This is a genomic window from Pseudoalteromonas sp. H105 (assembly GCF_001469215.1).
Lineage (GTDB): Bacteria > Pseudomonadota > Gammaproteobacteria > Enterobacterales > Alteromonadaceae > Pseudoalteromonas.
On sequence record NZ_LOFH01000007.1, the window covers coordinates 1 to 16248 of the forward strand.

13 protein-coding genes, 3 tRNA genes and 2 rRNA genes are annotated in these 16248 nt (G+C 41.3%); 12 read left to right on the forward strand and 6 right to left on the reverse strand.

Annotated elements, in window-relative coordinates; genetic code table 11:
- Together ATS75_RS12520 and rrf are read left to right on the forward strand one after the other, a co-directional pair.
- A 23S ribosomal RNA gene (locus ATS75_RS12520) occupies window positions 1-495 on the forward strand; the annotation flags it as partial.
- 133 nt (window positions 496-628) lie between these two features.
- A 5S ribosomal RNA gene (rrf, locus tag ATS75_RS12525) occupies window positions 629-743 on the forward strand.
- Between the two features lie 734 nt (window positions 744-1477).
- On the opposite strand, the gene ATS75_RS12530 is transcribed toward rrf, so the two are convergent.
- The 4 genes from ATS75_RS12530 to uvrD all read right to left on the reverse strand — a co-directional run bounded on the left by ATS75_RS12530 (window position 1478) and on the right by uvrD (window position 7711).
- The gene (locus ATS75_RS12530; RefSeq protein WP_058560765.1) at window positions 1478-2326 is read right to left on the reverse strand and encodes a CZB domain-containing protein; all 849 of its coding nucleotides are present in this window, start codon (window positions 2324-2326) and stop codon (window positions 1478-1480) included.
- Between the two features lie 61 nt (window positions 2327-2387).
- Complete coding sequence (locus tag ATS75_RS12535) at window positions 2388-3506, reverse strand: ABC transporter substrate-binding protein (protein WP_152996223.1); 1119 nt, start codon at window positions 3504-3506, stop codon at window positions 2388-2390.
- Window positions 3475-5568, reverse strand: a complete 2094-nt coding sequence (locus ATS75_RS12540) for a GNAT family N-acetyltransferase (RefSeq protein ID WP_058560766.1) — start codon at window positions 5566-5568, stop codon at window positions 3475-3477. The genes ATS75_RS12535 and ATS75_RS12540 overlap by 32 nt, the downstream gene beginning before the upstream one ends.
- On the reverse strand, window positions 5546-7711 hold the full coding sequence (gene uvrD / locus ATS75_RS12545; RefSeq protein WP_058560767.1) for a DNA helicase II: 2166 nt from the start codon (window positions 7709-7711) through the stop codon (window positions 5546-5548). Before uvrD ends, ATS75_RS12540 begins: the two co-directional genes overlap by 23 nt.
- Before the next feature lie 310 nt (window positions 7712-8021).
- Between uvrD and ATS75_RS12550 the strand changes: the two genes are divergently transcribed.
- Window positions 8022-8246, forward strand: a complete 225-nt coding sequence (locus ATS75_RS12550) for a hypothetical protein (protein ID WP_058560768.1) — start codon at window positions 8022-8024, stop codon at window positions 8244-8246.
- A 117-nt stretch (window positions 8247-8363) separates the two neighbouring features.
- A complete protein-coding gene (locus tag ATS75_RS12555) occupies window positions 8364-8732 on the forward strand; it encodes a YacL family protein (RefSeq protein ID WP_058560769.1) in 369 nt (122 codons plus the stop codon).
- Window positions 8733-8774: 42 nt separating this feature from the next.
- Here the strand turns inward: ATS75_RS12555 and ATS75_RS12560 are convergent, their stop codons facing one another.
- Window positions 8775-9404 (reverse strand): peroxiredoxin-like family protein, encoded by a 630-nt coding sequence (locus tag ATS75_RS12560; RefSeq protein WP_058560770.1) that lies wholly within the window; start codon window positions 9402-9404, stop codon window positions 8775-8777.
- A gap of 122 nt (window positions 9405-9526) precedes the next feature.
- On the opposite strand from ATS75_RS12560, the gene ATS75_RS12565 reads away from it, so the two are divergent.
- Window positions 9527-10150: a dUTP diphosphatase gene (locus tag ATS75_RS12565; RefSeq protein ID WP_058560771.1), complete on the forward strand. Its 624-nt coding sequence runs from the start codon at window positions 9527-9529 to the stop codon at window positions 10148-10150.
- Here the strand turns inward: ATS75_RS12565 and yrfG are convergent.
- The gene (yrfG, locus tag ATS75_RS12570) at window positions 10147-10797 is read right to left on the reverse strand and encodes a GMP/IMP nucleotidase (protein WP_058560772.1); all 651 of its coding nucleotides are present in this window, start codon (window positions 10795-10797) and stop codon (window positions 10147-10149) included. The two genes, ATS75_RS12565 and yrfG, sit on opposite strands and share 4 nt — an antisense overlap.
- A 62-nt stretch (window positions 10798-10859) precedes the next feature.
- Between yrfG and nudE the strand changes: the two genes are divergently transcribed.
- The 7 genes from nudE (at window position 10860) to ATS75_RS12610 (ending at window position 16234) form a co-directional block, all read left to right on the forward strand.
- Window positions 10860-11429 carry an ADP compounds hydrolase NudE gene (nudE, locus tag ATS75_RS12575; RefSeq protein WP_201020968.1) on the forward strand — a complete coding sequence of 190 codons (570 nt, stop codon included), beginning with the start codon at window positions 10860-10862 and terminating at the stop codon, window positions 11427-11429.
- Complete coding sequence (cysQ, locus tag ATS75_RS12580; RefSeq protein WP_058560773.1) at window positions 11426-12223, forward strand: 3'(2'),5'-bisphosphate nucleotidase CysQ; 798 nt, start codon at window positions 11426-11428, stop codon at window positions 12221-12223. The genes nudE and cysQ overlap by 4 nt, the downstream gene beginning before the upstream one ends.
- A gap of 140 nt (window positions 12224-12363) precedes the next feature.
- Window positions 12364-12440: transfer RNA gene (locus tag ATS75_RS12585), tRNA-Met, on the forward strand.
- Between the two features lie 81 nt (window positions 12441-12521).
- Window positions 12522-12598 (forward strand) — tRNA-Met (locus ATS75_RS12590).
- A 149-nt stretch (window positions 12599-12747) separates the two neighbouring features.
- Window positions 12748-12824 (forward strand) — tRNA-Met (locus tag ATS75_RS12595).
- A 494-nt stretch (window positions 12825-13318) separates the two neighbouring features.
- Complete coding sequence (locus ATS75_RS12600; RefSeq protein ID WP_058560774.1) at window positions 13319-13783, forward strand: hypothetical protein; 465 nt, start codon at window positions 13319-13321, stop codon at window positions 13781-13783.
- Between the two features lie 639 nt (window positions 13784-14422).
- The gene (locus ATS75_RS12610) at window positions 14423-16234 is read left to right on the forward strand and encodes an assimilatory sulfite reductase (NADPH) flavoprotein subunit (protein ID WP_058560776.1); all 1812 of its coding nucleotides are present in this window, start codon (window positions 14423-14425) and stop codon (window positions 16232-16234) included.
- Window positions 16235-16248 lie beyond the last annotated feature (14 nt).

Consider the following 16248-nt stretch of genomic DNA (forward strand, 5'->3'; position numbering starts at 1 on the left):
GAAGGGCCATCGCTCAACGGATAAAAGGTACTCCGGGGATAACAGGCTGATACCGCCCAAGAGTTCATATCGACGGCGGTGTTTGGCACCTCGATGTCGGCTCATCACATCCTGGGGCTGAAGTCGGTCCCAAGGGTATGGCTGTTCGCCATTTAAAGTGGTACGCGAGCTGGGTTTAGAACGTCGTGAGACAGTTCGGTCCCTATCTGCCGTGGGCGTTTGAGAATTGAGAGGGGTTGCTCCTAGTACGAGAGGACCGGAGTGAACGAACCGCTGGTGTTCGGGTTGTCATGCCAATGGCATTGCCCGGTAGCTACGTTCGGAACTGATAAGCGCTGAAAGCATCTAAGCGCGAAGCAGGCCTCGAGATGAGTTCTCACTAGACTTTTAAAGTCTCTGAAGGGCCGTTGAAGACTACAACGTTGATAGGCAAGATGTGGAAGCATGGCGACATGTTAAGCTAACTTGTACTAATTACCCGTGAGGCTTAACCATACAACGCCAAACGCGTTTTATGTGACTGTTTAAGCGCAGAAGTTAATAGACTAAAGTAGATTACAGAAAACTTTATTATCAGATATTCCAAATTTTAGTTAGTGCGTAGCAATACGGACTGACACCAAATTTGCTTGGTGACAATAGCGTTTTGGACCCACCTGACCCCATGCCGAACTCAGTAGTGAAACGAAACAGCGCCGATGATAGTGTAGCATTTGTTATGTGAAAGTAGGTCATCGCCAGGCTCCAAATAAGAGAAACCCGTTACAGCGATGTGACGGGTTTTTTGTTGTCTGGGATAAAGTAAATACATCAGGCCACGCCCTCCTGCTGTACTCAGTAGTGAAACGACACGGCGTAAAGGCAACGTTGGTGTAGCATCTGTTATGTGACTCTTTACTGCTGTAGGCACGCGGTCATCCTACTGCGTAGCGCACCATGGCTCCAAATAAGAGAAACCCGTTACAGCGATGTGACGGGTTTTTTGTTGTCTGGGATAAAGAGAATACATCAGGCCACGCCCTCATGTTGTACTCATTATTGAAGTGAAACGGCGTAAAGGCCAACGTTGGTGTAGCATTTATTATGTGACTCTTTACTGCTGTAGGCACGCGGTCATCCTAATGCGTAGCGCACCATGGCTCCAAATAAGAGAAACCCGTTACAGCAATGTAGCGGGTTTTTTGTTGTCTGGGATAAAGAGAATACATCAGGCCACGCCCTCATGTTGCACTCAGTAGTGAAACGACACAGCGTGAAGGCGAGCTGCACGGAAGGCCGCCCCGACTCATTGACTCGGGCTTTTTTACGTTTTTAGGCTAAGTTATTGGTTATATGCCTATAATAAATGTGGGTTTATTTTAATCGTTATCTAATGACAAAAGTGTATATCAGTAAACTGCGCCGCCTTAAAAACTCTGTGACGTTTCTAGTAGCAAATGGAGAAGCTAGTGCCTGTTTTCTAACCTACTAATAATACTTAAAATATTCCATAGGCTTCGGTTTCTTCTGTGTGTTGGTTTTGAAGGTGTTCTGGTCTAAAGATCGCGCCTGGATCGATTAATACACTATGCTTATGTTCAAGTTTAATTAACCCTAACATCATATTTTTAGTTTGTGGTTCAATATCAAAGCCTATTGATGTTAGCTTATCTAATGGTTTTATATCTTCTTTATTGATATTTATATTATCTTCAACTTTATCAACGAGTAGACCAAGATGAGGAGTATGCCCATCTTTTGTTGTGAAGATAATGATTGGCTTGTAATCTAGATTAATTTGCTCCCTAGCAGACTCGAAAAGTCTTACGAGTACATTAAAAACGCTTCTTTTTTTAGTATTGAAATGAGCTATTGCTTTTTCTTTTCCTAACCGTCTCTGCATATCAAGCAGTTCACCTGCCATTGAGTGAAGTTCTCTATGAGGTGCATCAAATTTATCGAGGATGGTTTGAAGATCTTCGTTATCAGTTTGAAAGCTCGTATACCATTTACCAAACTCACACTTTTCAGGATCGGTTGATTTAGTAAAAGGGGTATTGTGTGTCAGACTTGTTTCGAGCGCATCTAACCACTCTAGATGATCTTTTTCACGCTCCACAAGAAGATCGGAAAGTTGTTTGTTTGTAATATGAGTTGACTGGTTATTGAGAACGATACCTAAGTCAAAAATAGGTGTTGGTGTTTCCATATAGTCTTTTACACCAATAAAACTCTTATTCTCATTTGGTAATGAAGTAAGGTTATTTTCAAAACGTTCCGTTAGTAATATATCTAATATTTTTAACGATATCGTTTTTTGTCCAACACGAAAGTTAATTAAATCCATAGTTTCCTCATCACCTCCTAGTAGGGTTATATAAGGATAGAACATTATTGAAAAATAGCAGTTATTTTAACGAGAATAATGAACGATATACCTTGTGTTTATTATTATTTTCTAGATAGGTGAACAGTTCATGTACTTCTTTGTTTTGGTTAAACGTTTTATCTAGTTGTACCATCAAACACTCTGCTTTTAATGGTGATTCACAATTCTTAGCAGCTAGGCTGAAAATAACCGCATTTAAATAACCTTCAAAGTGAAGGCGGCTCGGCCTATGTATATTTGCATCTTTCATATCGGATAAAAACTCTTTGCACCAATAGCTTTCACATTGGGCAGGATTGGGCACCACTTCTGTGACCATTAAATCAGTAGGGTATTTCAAGTTGGAGAATAAATCAGGGCTCGAGGCAAATGAAATGCTGGTATAGTCTGGTTTGAAACCCTCTTCATAAGCTGTGTTTATAAACTCCGATAGGGGTTTATATGTACCAACTAAGCAAATGGCTGTAACACCACTTTTTTTTAATGTTTTTAATGCCCGCCCTATGTCATGAGTATTACGAAGGTATCGCGCTACTTTAATCGGTTTTAAATTATACGCTGACATTGATTTGAGTAATCCAGTCTCCACAACATAGCCAAACTCATCCGCTTGAATTAAAAAACCTATTTTAGAGTGCTTTTTCTCTTCGATTAAGTACTTTATTTGAACCTTCGCTTCATCGTAATAGCTTGCTCTTAAATTAAATACATTGATAGTTGGATTAGTATGCAAAAATTCAGCACCACTAAAGGGCATCAGGTAAGGTGTTCGAAGCTTTTCTAATATTGATGAGACGGCATGACTTGTTGGCGTTCCCATTGCTCCAAACAGCGCTAATACATTTTCAGTTTGTATAAAGCTATGTGTATTATTAACAGCCTGTTTGGGCTCATAGCTATCATCGGCAACGATCAGATTAACGAGTGCGCCGTTAATCCCACCATGTTTATTGAGCTTGTTAAAATAGGTTTTGCTTCCTAAAGAAAGCTGTTCGCCAATTTGTTTTGCTGGACCACTAAGGGCGGTGGACATTCCTAGTTTTATTTGAGCAGGTTCAGAGGCTGATGAAAAATAGCTGACTAAAGAGCATAGCCACAATGCCAATTTAAAATATATTTGAATGTGAGAGATTTTCATACCAATTAATGACAGCCTGTTTAAATTGTTTACTAAGTGATTTTTTCCCGCTACTGAGTAAAGCATGGTGGGCCTTTTCAGGCGACCAGTTTTGTAATATTAGTCTAATTAAAAGGTATTTGGTATGTGCATCACAGTTTTTCAGGCTGCTTGGGTATTGCCAAAATGTCCGCCATAATAAAGGCTTAATGTTATGCATCTGAAAATCACTGGCCATGCATGCCTTTAGACGTTCATTTTCTTTTTTTGCATAGGGGGCGTCTTTCATATCACTGACGATAACTTCGACTAATTGATAATCCAGTGCCTGGTAGTGATTAAGTAATTGGAATGCAATGTCGGCGCTAAACTGTGTTGCTAGCGTTTGAATTAATATGTTGTCAGTATCGATAGGCTTAACAACTAAGGCTGAATATTCCGCTGTTGCTTTATCTTTTTGAAAGCCTAATTTCACTAATGTGAAGTCATTATTGTGCCAAAACTTTAGCAATGTAGCATTGGCGCCAAAACTTGCACCGAAATAATCACATTCAGGGGATAACTGAGCTTGTGCAAATTGAAGTAATTGCGAACCAATATCTTGATTATGCTTATCAGGCGCCACAGCAATACGTACAACCCGCGCCATGTTCTTTGTAAGAATTGTTGAGTCAAAGGTCAGCTGAGCCAACGTTTGTGCCATTAAATGTCCCTGTGGCCGACGTTTCCCGATTGCTACTTGATGAGATATTTCAGGTGTCAGCCCACCTTCAATGGCAACTAAACATACAGCCAGAATATGGTTTTTTCCAAAGCAAATAAAAAGACGTTGAGATGCAGCATCGAGGAGGTGACGCAAGTCATTCACGCTATTTTGATAATGCGCCAATGATAATAAACCGATTACTTGAAGTAGTAAGGGGTCATCATTTAGGAGTTGCTCAGGCGTGATTTCTTTAAACTCAAAGGGCTTATCATTATCAGGGGATTCATCATAGTGCGCATCCAGTGCAAGTAACCTGCATACTTGTTGTTCAAGAGGATCATTAACAGCAAACCGAATTGGCTGTTTAAGCTCAATACTTCGCATGTTTTTATAATGCGTTTGCAAATAGCGCTTAAATTTCAAAGTATAGCCGCGGCCGTTTCCTTCGTAGCCTACAACCGTACTGGAAAATACAATACGGGGGTAGTACTCGAGCATTTTTTTCAATAGTGGCACAGGGATAGCGGCAGCTTCATCTACAAATAACACATCGCATGTAGGGCGCTCTAAAAGCAATTGATCAGGAGCTGAAAATGATAGGTTAGCCAGCTGTTTTTCTGAGCCGTTGTAGGTTAACCCTGATTGCTGTGCAAGGTGCTTAAAACAACTATGCAAAGCCGAGAATTGCTGGGCGCAGATGATAATTTTTTTATCAGGTAACTGAGCAGCAGCAAACCCTAGGGCCGAAGATTTTCCGCGCCCCCTATCGGCACTAAGTAGTAATGGCCGATTAGCTCGACCGCGTGCCGTTTTAACGATTTGTTCAATACAATATTGTTGCTCTTGAAAGTCAATCTTGCCTTGTGTTGGATTGTTAGCATGAGGCACACGCCAGCTATGTTGTTGGCTAAAATGACATATATCACTTCCATTAAGCAGTATAGCTAGGCGTTGATTGAATACACTAATAGGTTGTTGTTGTTCAAACGATTGAAAATTGATTAAAGCGGGATCGCACCAGCTCTTTAAGTTGGCTAGCTCTGGGAGCAATAATACCAATATACCGCCAGCTTTTATTGTCCCGCTAAGCGCTGCGAGTTTATCGGGTAAGAGGCCACTAAATCCATCATAAATGGCATGATCAAATTCTTGACCTAAAATTTGGTGAGTATGATCAGGCCATTGACAGCGCGAAAGCGCTGAGTGTTTGGATAAAGTGGTGACGTGTGCATCGTTAAACTTAATATTGAGGTGCTGAGCGTGTAAGTAACACCATGCCTGTTCACCAGAAATAACGAGCAACTGCCTATGCTTTGCATAGGCAAGTTGTGTGAGGATTGTGTTTAGCTGAGTGTCAAATTGCTTGAAGTCGTGCATATTGGGTTACTAGCCATTTACTGCCTACATCGTCAAAGTTCACTTGAACGCGTGATTGCGCACCTGCACCTTCATAATTTAATACAGTGCCTATACCAAATTTTGCATGGATAACACGTTGGCCTAAATTAAACCCGCTATCTTCAAATGCTGCATGGCTGACTGAAAAGCTGAATCGTCCCGCTGCCGGTGGGCGAGATACTTGCGTTTTAATGCGGATCTCTTCAATGCAATCTTCGGGCATTTCACGAATAAAGCGCGATGGACTGTGGTATTTTTCTTGCCCATATAAGCGGCGGCTTTCAGCGTGACTAATATACAGCTTTTCCATCGCCCGCGTCATACCAACATAACATAAGCGGCGTTCCTCTTCTAAACGACCAGATTCTTCGTTGCTTTGCTGTGATGGAAACATGCCTTCTTCAACACCCACCATAAATACCAGCGGGAACTCTAGACCTTTTGCTGAGTGAAGCGTCATCATTTGCACTGCATCTTCATGCTCTTCTGCTTGGCCATCGCCTGACTCAAGCGAGGTATAGGCTAAAAAGCCCTGCAATGGTGAGCTAAATTCTTCGTCTTCAGGTAATTCGTACTGACCACACGCACTAATAAGTTCTTCTAAGTTTTCTACGCGGGCACGGCCTTTTTCGCCTTTTTCAGCTTGGTACATGGCCATTAGGCCTGATGTTTGAATCGCATATTTTGCTTGTTCTTCGAGTGTCAGAACACTGATTTTTTCTTCGATGTGTTCAACCAATTCAACAAACTTGCTGACCACACTCGCGGCGCGCCCTGATAAATGTTGTTGCTCGATAACTGCTTTTGCTGCATACCATAACGGCAGTGATTCAGCACGTGCACAATCACGAATATGACTAAGTGTTTTATCGCCAATACCACGAGCTGGTGTATTAATAACGCGTTCAAAAGCGGCATCGTCTTGACGATTACCAACTAATCGCAGGTAGGCAAGTGCATCTTTAATTTCTTGTCGTTCGAAGAATCGCATGCCACCGTAAATGCGGTATTTTAAGCCTTCTTGTAGCATGGCTTCTTCAAGTACCCGCGACTGTGCATTACTACGATACAAAATAGCCGCATCTTGCAATGCATTACCTGCATTGAGCCAGCTACGTAGTTTACTGCTAACAAAACGTGCTTCGTCTAATTCGTTGAACGCGGCATAGATAGAGATTGGCTCACCTTCATTGCCATCAGTCCACAGGCTTTTGCCCATACGGTCTGAGTTATTTTGAATCAGCGCATTGGATGCTTTAAGAATAGTGGCTGTTGAGCGGTAGTTTTGTTCAAGGCGAATGGTCTCTGCTTCAAAATCAGTTAAAAAGCGTTTGATGTTTTCAATTTTGGCACCACGCCAGCCATAAATACTTTGATCATCATCACCCACGATCATAATGCTGTTAGTATCGCCTGCGAGTAGTTTAAGCCACGCATACTGAATGGTATTGGTATCTTGGAACTCGTCCACCAACATATGGGCAAAGCGTTGCTGGTAATGGCGTAACAAAGTTGGATTATTTTTTAGCACTTCAAAACTGCGCAGCAATATTTCGGCAAAGTCGACCAAACCGGCACGGTCACAGGCCTCTTGATACGCTGCATAGACTTTAAGCATCATCTGTTCATTGATATCATAAGCTTGAATATCTTTTGGGCGCTGACCTTCATCTTTTTTAGCGCTAATGTACCAACCAAATTGTTTGGCAGGCCATTTTTTATCATCGATGTTCATCGCTTTCAATAAGCGTTTGATCATTCTTAGTTGGTCATCAGAATCCAAAATTTGAAATGCTTCAGGTAGATTAGCTTCGCGGTGATGAGCGCGTAAAATGCGATGCGATAAACCGTGGAAAGTACCAATCCACATGCCGCCGACTGGTGCGCCGAGTGTTTCTTCAACACGAGAGCGCATTTCTTTTGCTGCTTTGTTAGTAAAGGTTACCGCGAATATACTGTAGGGCGACGCTTGCTCTACTTGCATTAACCACGCAATACGATGAACCAGTACTCGAGTTTTACCAGAGCCTGCCCCTGCTAGCACCAGCATATTTTGCAGTGGAGCAGCTACGGCATCCCGTTGTTTGTCATTTAAGCCATCGAGTAATTCTGAAACGTCCATCATCACGCCTTTTCAATCAATATTGCGGGCAGTATAACAGGTGTTTTTGTTAGGCTAAATAAAATACTGTTTTTATAAACAGTTAATTTTCAAATGTTCTTTATTCTATTTAACCGTGTTTTTAGCTAAGCTATTGTTGTGTGAAATATTTGCCGTAGCCAATTTGACTGATATTTAGTAAAAACCACGATTTAAGACAAGTTACCATTTATTGGTTTTTATCTAAGTTTATGATTATTAATCAATTTAAGAGTTGGCACGAAGTGTGTAAGTATCTAATAAGAAAATTAAATTAATAACTGAGGTTAATATGGCAGAGCAAGGTTCAGGCGGTAATGTAATCGCAGCAATTTGTAATATATTTTTTCCAGGACTTGGACAGTTAGTGCAAGGTCGTATTATGGCGGCAATTTTCTTTTTCTTAGCCTGGGTCATTAGTGGCGTATTGATTTACGTTGCAATAGGTTTTGTACTTCTACCTATCGTATATATTTGGGCTATCATTGATGCCGCACGCTTTAGATCCTACCGGTAGAAAGCTTTACTGAAATGTAAAAGATAGCGCTTTATGGCGCTATTTTTGTATCTGACTTTCGTTATTCATAACTGACTAGGTTATAATATTGTGTATTAGCAGTACTGGAATAAAGTTATGGAATATCAATTTATACGTGATCCTATTAGTGGTTTACGCATTAAAATTAGCAGTGAGCACGCCGTGATTGGTCGCTGGTTAAATGAAGAGATCGGCAAAGAGAAAATAGCCATGGTGCAAGCCTTAATTGCATCAGTTGCCAGTAGCTTTGAGCCATTAAGGCTGCAAGGTCAAGAAATTGATTTAATCTTAAATAAAGATGAAGCCATTTTTGAAGCCCACGCGTTACACCAAGATTCGGAAGATTTAATTGCTTATCAAGATGATGCACTCATGCTTGAAGAAAATGGTTTAAGTAGCGGCTGTGGTTTTGAAGACTTTGTTGATTTAATTAATTCTTGGCAAGAATTTACCTCAGGAAGATAAGCAGGGCACAGGCTCCCTGCTAATTAATCATATTCGCAGAGATTACTGCTCAGCGACTGATTTTACCGCTGCCAGTAGTAAATTTTCAGTTAAGCGTACTTTATAGTTTGGGTTAGCGTATTGAAAGTTTACTAACCCTTTCTTATCTATTACAAATACTGCGGGCACTGGTAATGCTACCTTCGCTTTGCCATCAAGCGAGACAAAATTTACCCCAAGCTTATTGCGATAAATAGTCGCGGTTTTGTCATCCAGATAAAATGCTAATCCCAGTGCCTGGCTTAAAACAAGGCCATCATCGGATAGTAATTGGTAATTGGGTGAATCAATTTTACTCTCTGAAAGTTTTTCTGGACTATCAGGTGAAATAGCAATAATTTGCGCGTCTAAATCAGCAATTTGTTGTTCTATTTTTTGAATACTTGCTAACTGCCTTGAGCAATATGGGCACCAGCCGCCACGGTAAACGATAAGTACCGTTGTTTTTTCTGCAAAGCGTTTACTCAAATCAACATTATTCCCATCTTTATCTTTTAATGTGGTAGCAGGGACTGTTAATCCTGGCATGAGTGGACTCACTTGTTCAGCTTTGCTTGCAATATTGCTGGCTGTGGCTGCTAGTGTTGATACGCTTAAAAGTAGTGCGCACGCCAGTAAAATAGGTTTTAACATATAGCTCTCGATGTAATAAATTTAAGTTACCAGACAAGACAGACCAACCAGATAAATAATTTCATTAGAGAGGACTTATCTGTATTATTAGGCGTAATTTAAAAATAGTAACTGGAAGAGACATGTCTGCCAATTTAAATAAACTAGTTGTGATGCTAGAAATGCAAAATGCAATGAACACCAAAGTTCATGAACAATGGTTTAGTCAAGGATTTGAATGGAACCGAGCAATTTGGGTTGAGTGCGCAGAAATGCTTGATCATTACGGCTGGAAATGGTGGAAAAAACAAACGCCAGATACCGAGCAGGTAATCCTAGAGCTAGTGGATATCTTTCACTTTGGTTTATCGCTGCGTATTGATGGTGAAACCAGTTATTTAGCGCTCGCTAAACAACTTGAAGAAGAGTTAAGCTCACCGCAAACAGCCGATGATTTTAAACAAACACTTGAAATCTTAGCGGCATCAGCCGTTGCTGATAAAACATTTAATGCGGCCGCTTTCGCAGGGTGTATGGTGCAAATCGGCATGAATATTGACGATTTATACCGAGGTTATGTGGGTAAGAACACACTTAACTTCTTTCGCCAAGACCACGGTTACAAAGATGGCAGCTATATTAAAGTGTGGAATGGTAAAGAAGACAACGAGCATCTAGTTGACGTTGTTAAAAACCTTGATACTGAGCATGCTGGTTTTGCAAAACTTGTATATCAAGGCCTTGAGGCGCGCTACCCTAAAACCTAAGGGTGCACGTTGCTAAAATCGGTGATGCTTAAATAGTCATCTATTTCATTGTGCGGTTGCTTACTATCCGGGTTTGCAACTGCCAATAAATGACCTATACCAAACTCCTTCGCTGCATTTAATACACTTAAGCTATCATCGACAAATAACGTACGCTGTTTATCAAACCCTAAGTCGGCGTGTACTTGTTGCCATAAATGTTGACTCTCCTTACTCACACCATATTGATGAGTAGAAACTACACCGTCTAAAAAGTTGTCAATATCTGTTTGCTCAAACTTAAGCATCACACTTTCAGGATGGGCATTGGTCAGTAAAATAAGCTCTTTACCTGCTTTGCGCATGGCGGTTAAAAACGCGGGCACGTCTTCGCGTACTTTGATTAAATGTTGGGTTTGGCGTTTAAGTTCCATGATTGGCAGGTTTAATTGCTGCTCCCAATAGTCGAGACAATACCACTGAATTTGACCATGCACAGCTTGGTAGCGTGAGTGAATATCAGCTTTAGCATCGGTTAAGCTTATGTTTTGCATAATCGCGTGCTGCTCAGGGATAACATGAAGCCAAAAGTGATTATCAAAATGCAGATCGAGTAGAGTACCATCCATATCTAGAAGTACTGTATCGATTTTCGACCAATTTAGCATAGGCATTTCTCTGTAAAAGATTTATGATTGTGTTAAGAAGCCATGATAACAAATTAATGCCCATGACACAGAAAAAGCATCCAACACCACCGCAAATTCTTAGCAACCAAGTGGTTGCTAAGAGCCGTTTATTTACGGTCGAATCTCTAGAGCTAAAGTTTTCAAATAGTGAGCAGCGTCAATACGAACGTATTCGTGGCGGCGGCCGAGGTGCTGTGATGATAGTACCCTTAACAGCTGACAATGAATTACTGCTTGTGCGTGAGTATTGTGCGGGCACTAACGACTATCAGCTTGGTTTTCCCAAAGGCTTAATTGACCCCGGTGAAACCCCCGAACAAGCAGCGAACCGAGAGTTAAAAGAAGAAGTCGGCTTTGGTGCTGAACAACTCGAACTACTAAAAAAAGTCACTATGGCGCCAAGTTACTTTAATGCCACCATGCATATTCTGTTTGCAGAGGGGCTTTACCCGCAAGCGCTTGAAGGAGATGAACCAGAACCCTTGGTTGTGGTTAAGTGGCCATTAACGCAGTGGCAGTCATTATTACAACAAGATGACTTTACAGAAGCACGAAGTGTTGCAGCTTTGCTATTATTAATGAAGCGCATTGATTCGGAGGGCGGCGAATGAATAGATTACTAGAGCCATGTATTGAGCTTGCACAAAGTGCGGGGGCAGCGATTATGGCAATTTATAAGAAAGGTGATATTGGTCAGCAGGAAAAGTCAGATCACACACCCGTCACAAAAGCTGACTTAGCCGCCAATGATGTTTTGGTTGCAGGGTTAAAGGCGCTTGCCCCTGACATTCCAATTATGTCAGAGGAAACACCTATCCCGCCTCTTATAGATAGACAAGATTGGCAGCGTTATTGGTTGCTTGACCCAATGGATGGTACTGGCGAGTTTATTCTTGAAAGTGGTGATTTTGCCGTAAACATTGCGCTGATCGAAAATAATCGACCTGTATTAGGTGTCATTTTCTGGCCAGCAAAAGGAGTTACTTATTTTGCTAGTCACCAAAACGGTGCATTTAAACGCACAGATGGTATTGATGAAAAAATCAGTGTCGCCACACCTGAACACTTAACGTTAGCAGTTAGTCGTCGTCAAAAAATAGAAGCTGTAAGTCAGTATTTAAATACCCAATTTACAACAGTTGCAGTGGGCTCATGCTCGCTAAAGGCGTGTATTGTTGCCGAAGGGAAAGCCGATTGCTTTTTACGTATTGGTCCTACAGGGGAATGGGACACCGGTGCTTCACAAGTCATTGTTGAAGAGGCGGGGGGATGTATCACTGATGCTGAATTTAATCCACTGACGTATAACCAGCGAGAGAGTACTGAAAACCCTGACTTCATCGTAATGGGGCACCCTGATTGGGAGTTTCAAAAAATGATAAGTCCGCACCAAAGAGCGCTTTAAGTAGCGCTTTGTTTGCTTTTTGTTCGGTTGAACAGCTTTATGTGGTTTAACTCTTGCATTATAATTCTATTACTATATTATAGCGCTCTCTTCGAAACAGGCTCGCAAATAACACGAAACTGTTGAAAAGAAATTACAGGCGCGGGATGGAGCAGCCTGGTAGCTCGTCGGGCTCATAACCCGAAGGTCGTCGGTTCAAATCCGGCTCCCGCAACCAATTTTCTATATGGATTTGGTTACTGTTAAACTCTAACTTAAGAGATTAAATTAAGTAGTAGATAGACTTAAAATATACAGGCGCGGGATGGAGCAGCCTGGTAGCTCGTCGGGCTCATAACCCGAAGGTCGTCGGTTCAAATCCGGCTCCCGCAACCAATTTTCTAAGAGAATCTAGGTTACTGTTGGTAGTTTATAAAGGTCGTCGGTTCACTCTTCACCTTTCACAGCTCCCGCAACTAATTCTTGACAGAATTGAAAGCCAAGTTGTCATGTATAGCAACTATAAATAAATCTGCAATTTCAGGCGCGGGATGGAGCAGCCTGGTAGCTCGTCGGGCTCATAACCCGAAGGTCGTCGGTTCAAATCCGGCTCCCGCAACCACTGAAATTACAATGTAGAATATTAAACAGACACGCCTAATGCGTGTTTTTTTATGCCTAAAATAAAATGTAAGAATGAATCAACTCTCTATATGGGTGTTTTTATATCTGAAATTCAGTGAAGTAAATAGCTCGTCGGTTCGCTCTTCATAAATTCTGGCTCCCGGAACCACTGAAATTACAATGTAGAATATTAAACAGACACGCCTAATGCGTGTTTTTTTATGCCTGAAATTTAGTGCGAGCAAAGATTTGGGTACTCTTAACCTGCTGTCGCTCACACCTGGTAGGCCGCTTTGAGCGAGATATAGTCATTCACACCTAAGAACTACACTTTAAAGTGGTTTAGGGTATGTGCTTACTGGCTACGAATAATGAGCGACGCGCGCATATTGGTTCTATTAACTCTAACTAAAAAATTTAGAAAACTTAGTGATAGTAATGCCTTAGGTAATTTGTTAAAAGTAGATAAGTGAGCGTTAAGTCGGCAGAAATATGCGCGATGAGCGCACTATTAAATTGTTATGTTTCAATCGTTGTGAGGATATCTCCATCAAATTATCTATTAGAATCGTAGTTGTCCTATTTGCTCTGATTGGCTTTGCTGGCTCTTCTGTTGTGGGTTATTTTCTACTAACTGGAAACAAATCTACTGAGTTAATTTCGAGTGATGAAATCAACAGGTTTAACGGTAAGCTGAGTGTGGATCGTAAGCACCCCATTAACGTTGCAATCCACTTTATTCAGTTTAATGAAAGCAATCTCACCTCGGACTATGTAGATAACGTGGATACTGAGATTTCAATGTTTTCCGAAGCTGAACGCTTTGAAGTGGCTGAAGTGGAGGTAGAGCAAAGTGGTTTTTTGGATGATAGCCTGTTTTATCGCGCTCACACCTTCACAATGAACAAAAGAAATGAGAAGTGGTACATTGGAAGTGTTAAGGTTACTTCTAAGTAGAACATAAAGGAAATGGGGTCGCGTCTTGCCTTTTGCCACTTTATATTTAAATGTCCGCAAATGACACTGCCCGATTTGATCAAATCTTACAGATCAAGTAAAGACTTATCACTTAACCCGGAGATCGTCGTCACTGCGTGAGGCGCTCACTCTTTATAAATTCAGGCTTCCGCAGCCACTTAAATAACAATATTAAACAGACACGTCTAAAGCGTTTTTTTATTTGTAAGTTGAGTAAATGCATTGATTGGGTTACTTATAATCTTATCCTCTGTACTGCTCAATTAATTGCTCTAATTCGTATGTGATGACGTACTTAAGTTAAGATTAAGAGGCTGTGCGTACTGACTTTATTGAGCATTGTTTTAATGCATTAACCTTTAAGTGGCTTTGTGAGTTTACATACCTTTCTCTTTTAATCTGTTTTTGAAGGAAATAATCTAATTCCATAACTAAATGGAATAACAAAGCAGATTCTATTCTTTTTTTATTCGCCAATACCCCGTTATTCTTCACGCTCAGAGAAATCTTTGGAGCGAGCATTAACGCTTTAAAGTTGAAACAAATTTTAGGCAAAGTGATTCACTTATATTGAGTAGTCATTTTGTAGTTAACTTTTAGGGTTACGGGGACGAATTCATGTTGTTAGGTCAACTCAATGCAGCGGCAAGCCCGCTATCGCAAGAGCAAGTACAAAAGCTACAAGGTTTAGTGGCTGAGCTTAATCCAATTCAGCAAGCTTGGGTGAGTGGTTACCTTGCTGCGAATGCAAATACTGCAGCCCTTGGTGGTGTTGTGGGCGCAGCACCGAGCGCAGGTGAGGCAGCGGCATTAACTATTTTATATGGTTCGCAAACCGGTAACTCCAAAGGTGTAGCAACTAAGCTTAAAGAGCAAGCAGAATCACGCGGTTTAGCTGTTAAATTAGTAAGCATGGCCGATTACAAACCAACGGCGTTGAAAAAAGAAAAATTTCTAACTGTTGTTGTATCTACTTATGGTGAAGGTGAGCCGCCAGAAGATGCAGAAACACTACACGAATTTTTAACCACTAAGAAAGCGCCTAAACTCGATGGCGTTAAAATCGCGGTAATTGGCTTAGGTGACTCAAGCTATGAGTTTTTCTGCCAGACAGCTAAAGATTTTGAAGAGCGTTTAACTAAGCTTGGCGCAGAGACTATTTATCAGCGCGCTGATTTAGATGTTGATTACGATGATGAAGCAGCGACTTGGATAACCGGCGCATTAGATGCCTTTGAACCTGATTTAAAAGCACAGCAAGATGCAGGCGGCCAAGTTGTTTCTATGCCATTTGGCGCACCCACAGCCGCTGCAAGCCAATACACTAAGCAAAACCCTTTTGCAGCAGAGCTAAGTACTGTACAAAAGATTACTGGCCGTGACTCAACTAAAGATGTTCGCCATGTCGAGATTTCTTTAGAAGGCTCGGACATTACTTATACACCGGGTGACTCACTGGGTGTGTACTTCTTAAATGATGAAGCCTTGGTTGACGAAGTACTTGAACAGACGCAAATTGATGCTGCCAGCAAAGTTAAAATCGCAGATGAAGAGTTAACGATACGTGACGCGTTAATTGAAAAATTAGAACTAACACAATCATACCCAGGCTTTGTTGAAAAGTACGCCGTTGCGACGGGCACACCTGAGCTATTAAAGCTGGTGGAAGATAAAGCGGCAATGCGTGAATACATTGAACCTCGTCAAATATTTGATGTGATCCGCCAAAATCCAGCAAAAATCGAAGCACAAACCCTCGTTGATTGCCTACGTAAGTTGCAAGCACGTTTATATTCAATTGCTTCAAGCCAAGCTGAAGTTGAGGATGAAGTTCACCTAACCGTTGGGCTCGTTGAATTTGATGCTTTTGGCAGTGAACACTTAGGTGGCTGTTCGGGTTATTTAGCACGCCGTGCCGAAGAAGGCTGCAAAGTAAAAGTATTTAGTGAGCATAACGATAACTTCCGTTTACCAAGTAATGATGACACGCCGGTGATCATGGTGGGTCCTGGTACGGGTATCGCGCCATTCCGTGCGTTCTTGCAAGAACGTGATGCGCGTGAAGCTGAAGGTAAAAACTGGTTGTTCTTTGGTAACCCTCACTTTACGCAAGACTTTTTGTATCAAGTAGAGATTCAAGGTTATTTAAAATCAGGCCTATTGAACAAAGTTGATGTGGCATTTAGCCGTGATCAAGCTGATAAAGTCTATGTACAAGACAAGCTACGTCAAAATAGTAAAGACGTATATGAATGGCTAGAAGCCGGCGCGCATTTTTATATTTGTGGTGATGCAAATCGCATGGCGAAAGACGTTCATCAAGCCTTGATTGATATCATCAAAGAGAACAGCGGCAAAAACGATGAAGACGCTGAGCAGTATTTAAAAGATTTACGTAGCGCAAATCGCTATCAGAAAGACGTGTACTAAGTACACATAGCTTA

Excerpts from the sequence above, each read along its gene's own strand:
- ATS75_RS12530 (WP_058560765.1), bottom strand. The coding sequence starts at position 2,326 with ATGGATTTAATTAACTTTCGTGTTGGACAAAAAACGATATCGTTAAAA.
- ATS75_RS12535 (WP_152996223.1), bottom strand. The coding sequence starts at position 3,506 with ATGAAAATCTCTCACATTCAAATATATTTTAAATTGGCATTGTGGCTA.
- ATS75_RS12540 (WP_058560766.1), bottom strand. The coding sequence starts at position 5,568 with ATGCACGACTTCAAGCAATTTGACACTCAGCTAAACACAATCCTCACA.
- uvrD (WP_058560767.1), bottom strand. The coding sequence starts at position 7,711 with ATGGACGTTTCAGAATTACTCGATGGCTTAAATGACAAACAACGGGAT.
- ATS75_RS12550 (WP_058560768.1), top strand. The coding sequence starts at position 8,022 with ATGGCAGAGCAAGGTTCAGGCGGTAATGTAATCGCAGCAATTTGTAAT.
- ATS75_RS12555 (WP_058560769.1), top strand. The coding sequence starts at position 8,364 with ATGGAATATCAATTTATACGTGATCCTATTAGTGGTTTACGCATTAAA.
- ATS75_RS12560 (WP_058560770.1), bottom strand. The coding sequence starts at position 9,404 with ATGTTAAAACCTATTTTACTGGCGTGCGCACTACTTTTAAGCGTATCA.
- ATS75_RS12565 (WP_058560771.1), top strand. The coding sequence starts at position 9,527 with ATGTCTGCCAATTTAAATAAACTAGTTGTGATGCTAGAAATGCAAAAT.
- yrfG (WP_058560772.1), bottom strand. The coding sequence starts at position 10,797 with ATGCTAAATTGGTCGAAAATCGATACAGTACTTCTAGATATGGATGGT.
- nudE (WP_201020968.1), top strand. The coding sequence starts at position 10,860 with ATGACACAGAAAAAGCATCCAACACCACCGCAAATTCTTAGCAACCAA.
- cysQ (WP_058560773.1), top strand. The coding sequence starts at position 11,426 with ATGAATAGATTACTAGAGCCATGTATTGAGCTTGCACAAAGTGCGGGG.
- ATS75_RS12600 (WP_058560774.1), top strand. The coding sequence starts at position 13,319 with ATGCGCGATGAGCGCACTATTAAATTGTTATGTTTCAATCGTTGTGAG.
- ATS75_RS12610 (WP_058560776.1), top strand. The coding sequence starts at position 14,423 with ATGTTGTTAGGTCAACTCAATGCAGCGGCAAGCCCGCTATCGCAAGAG.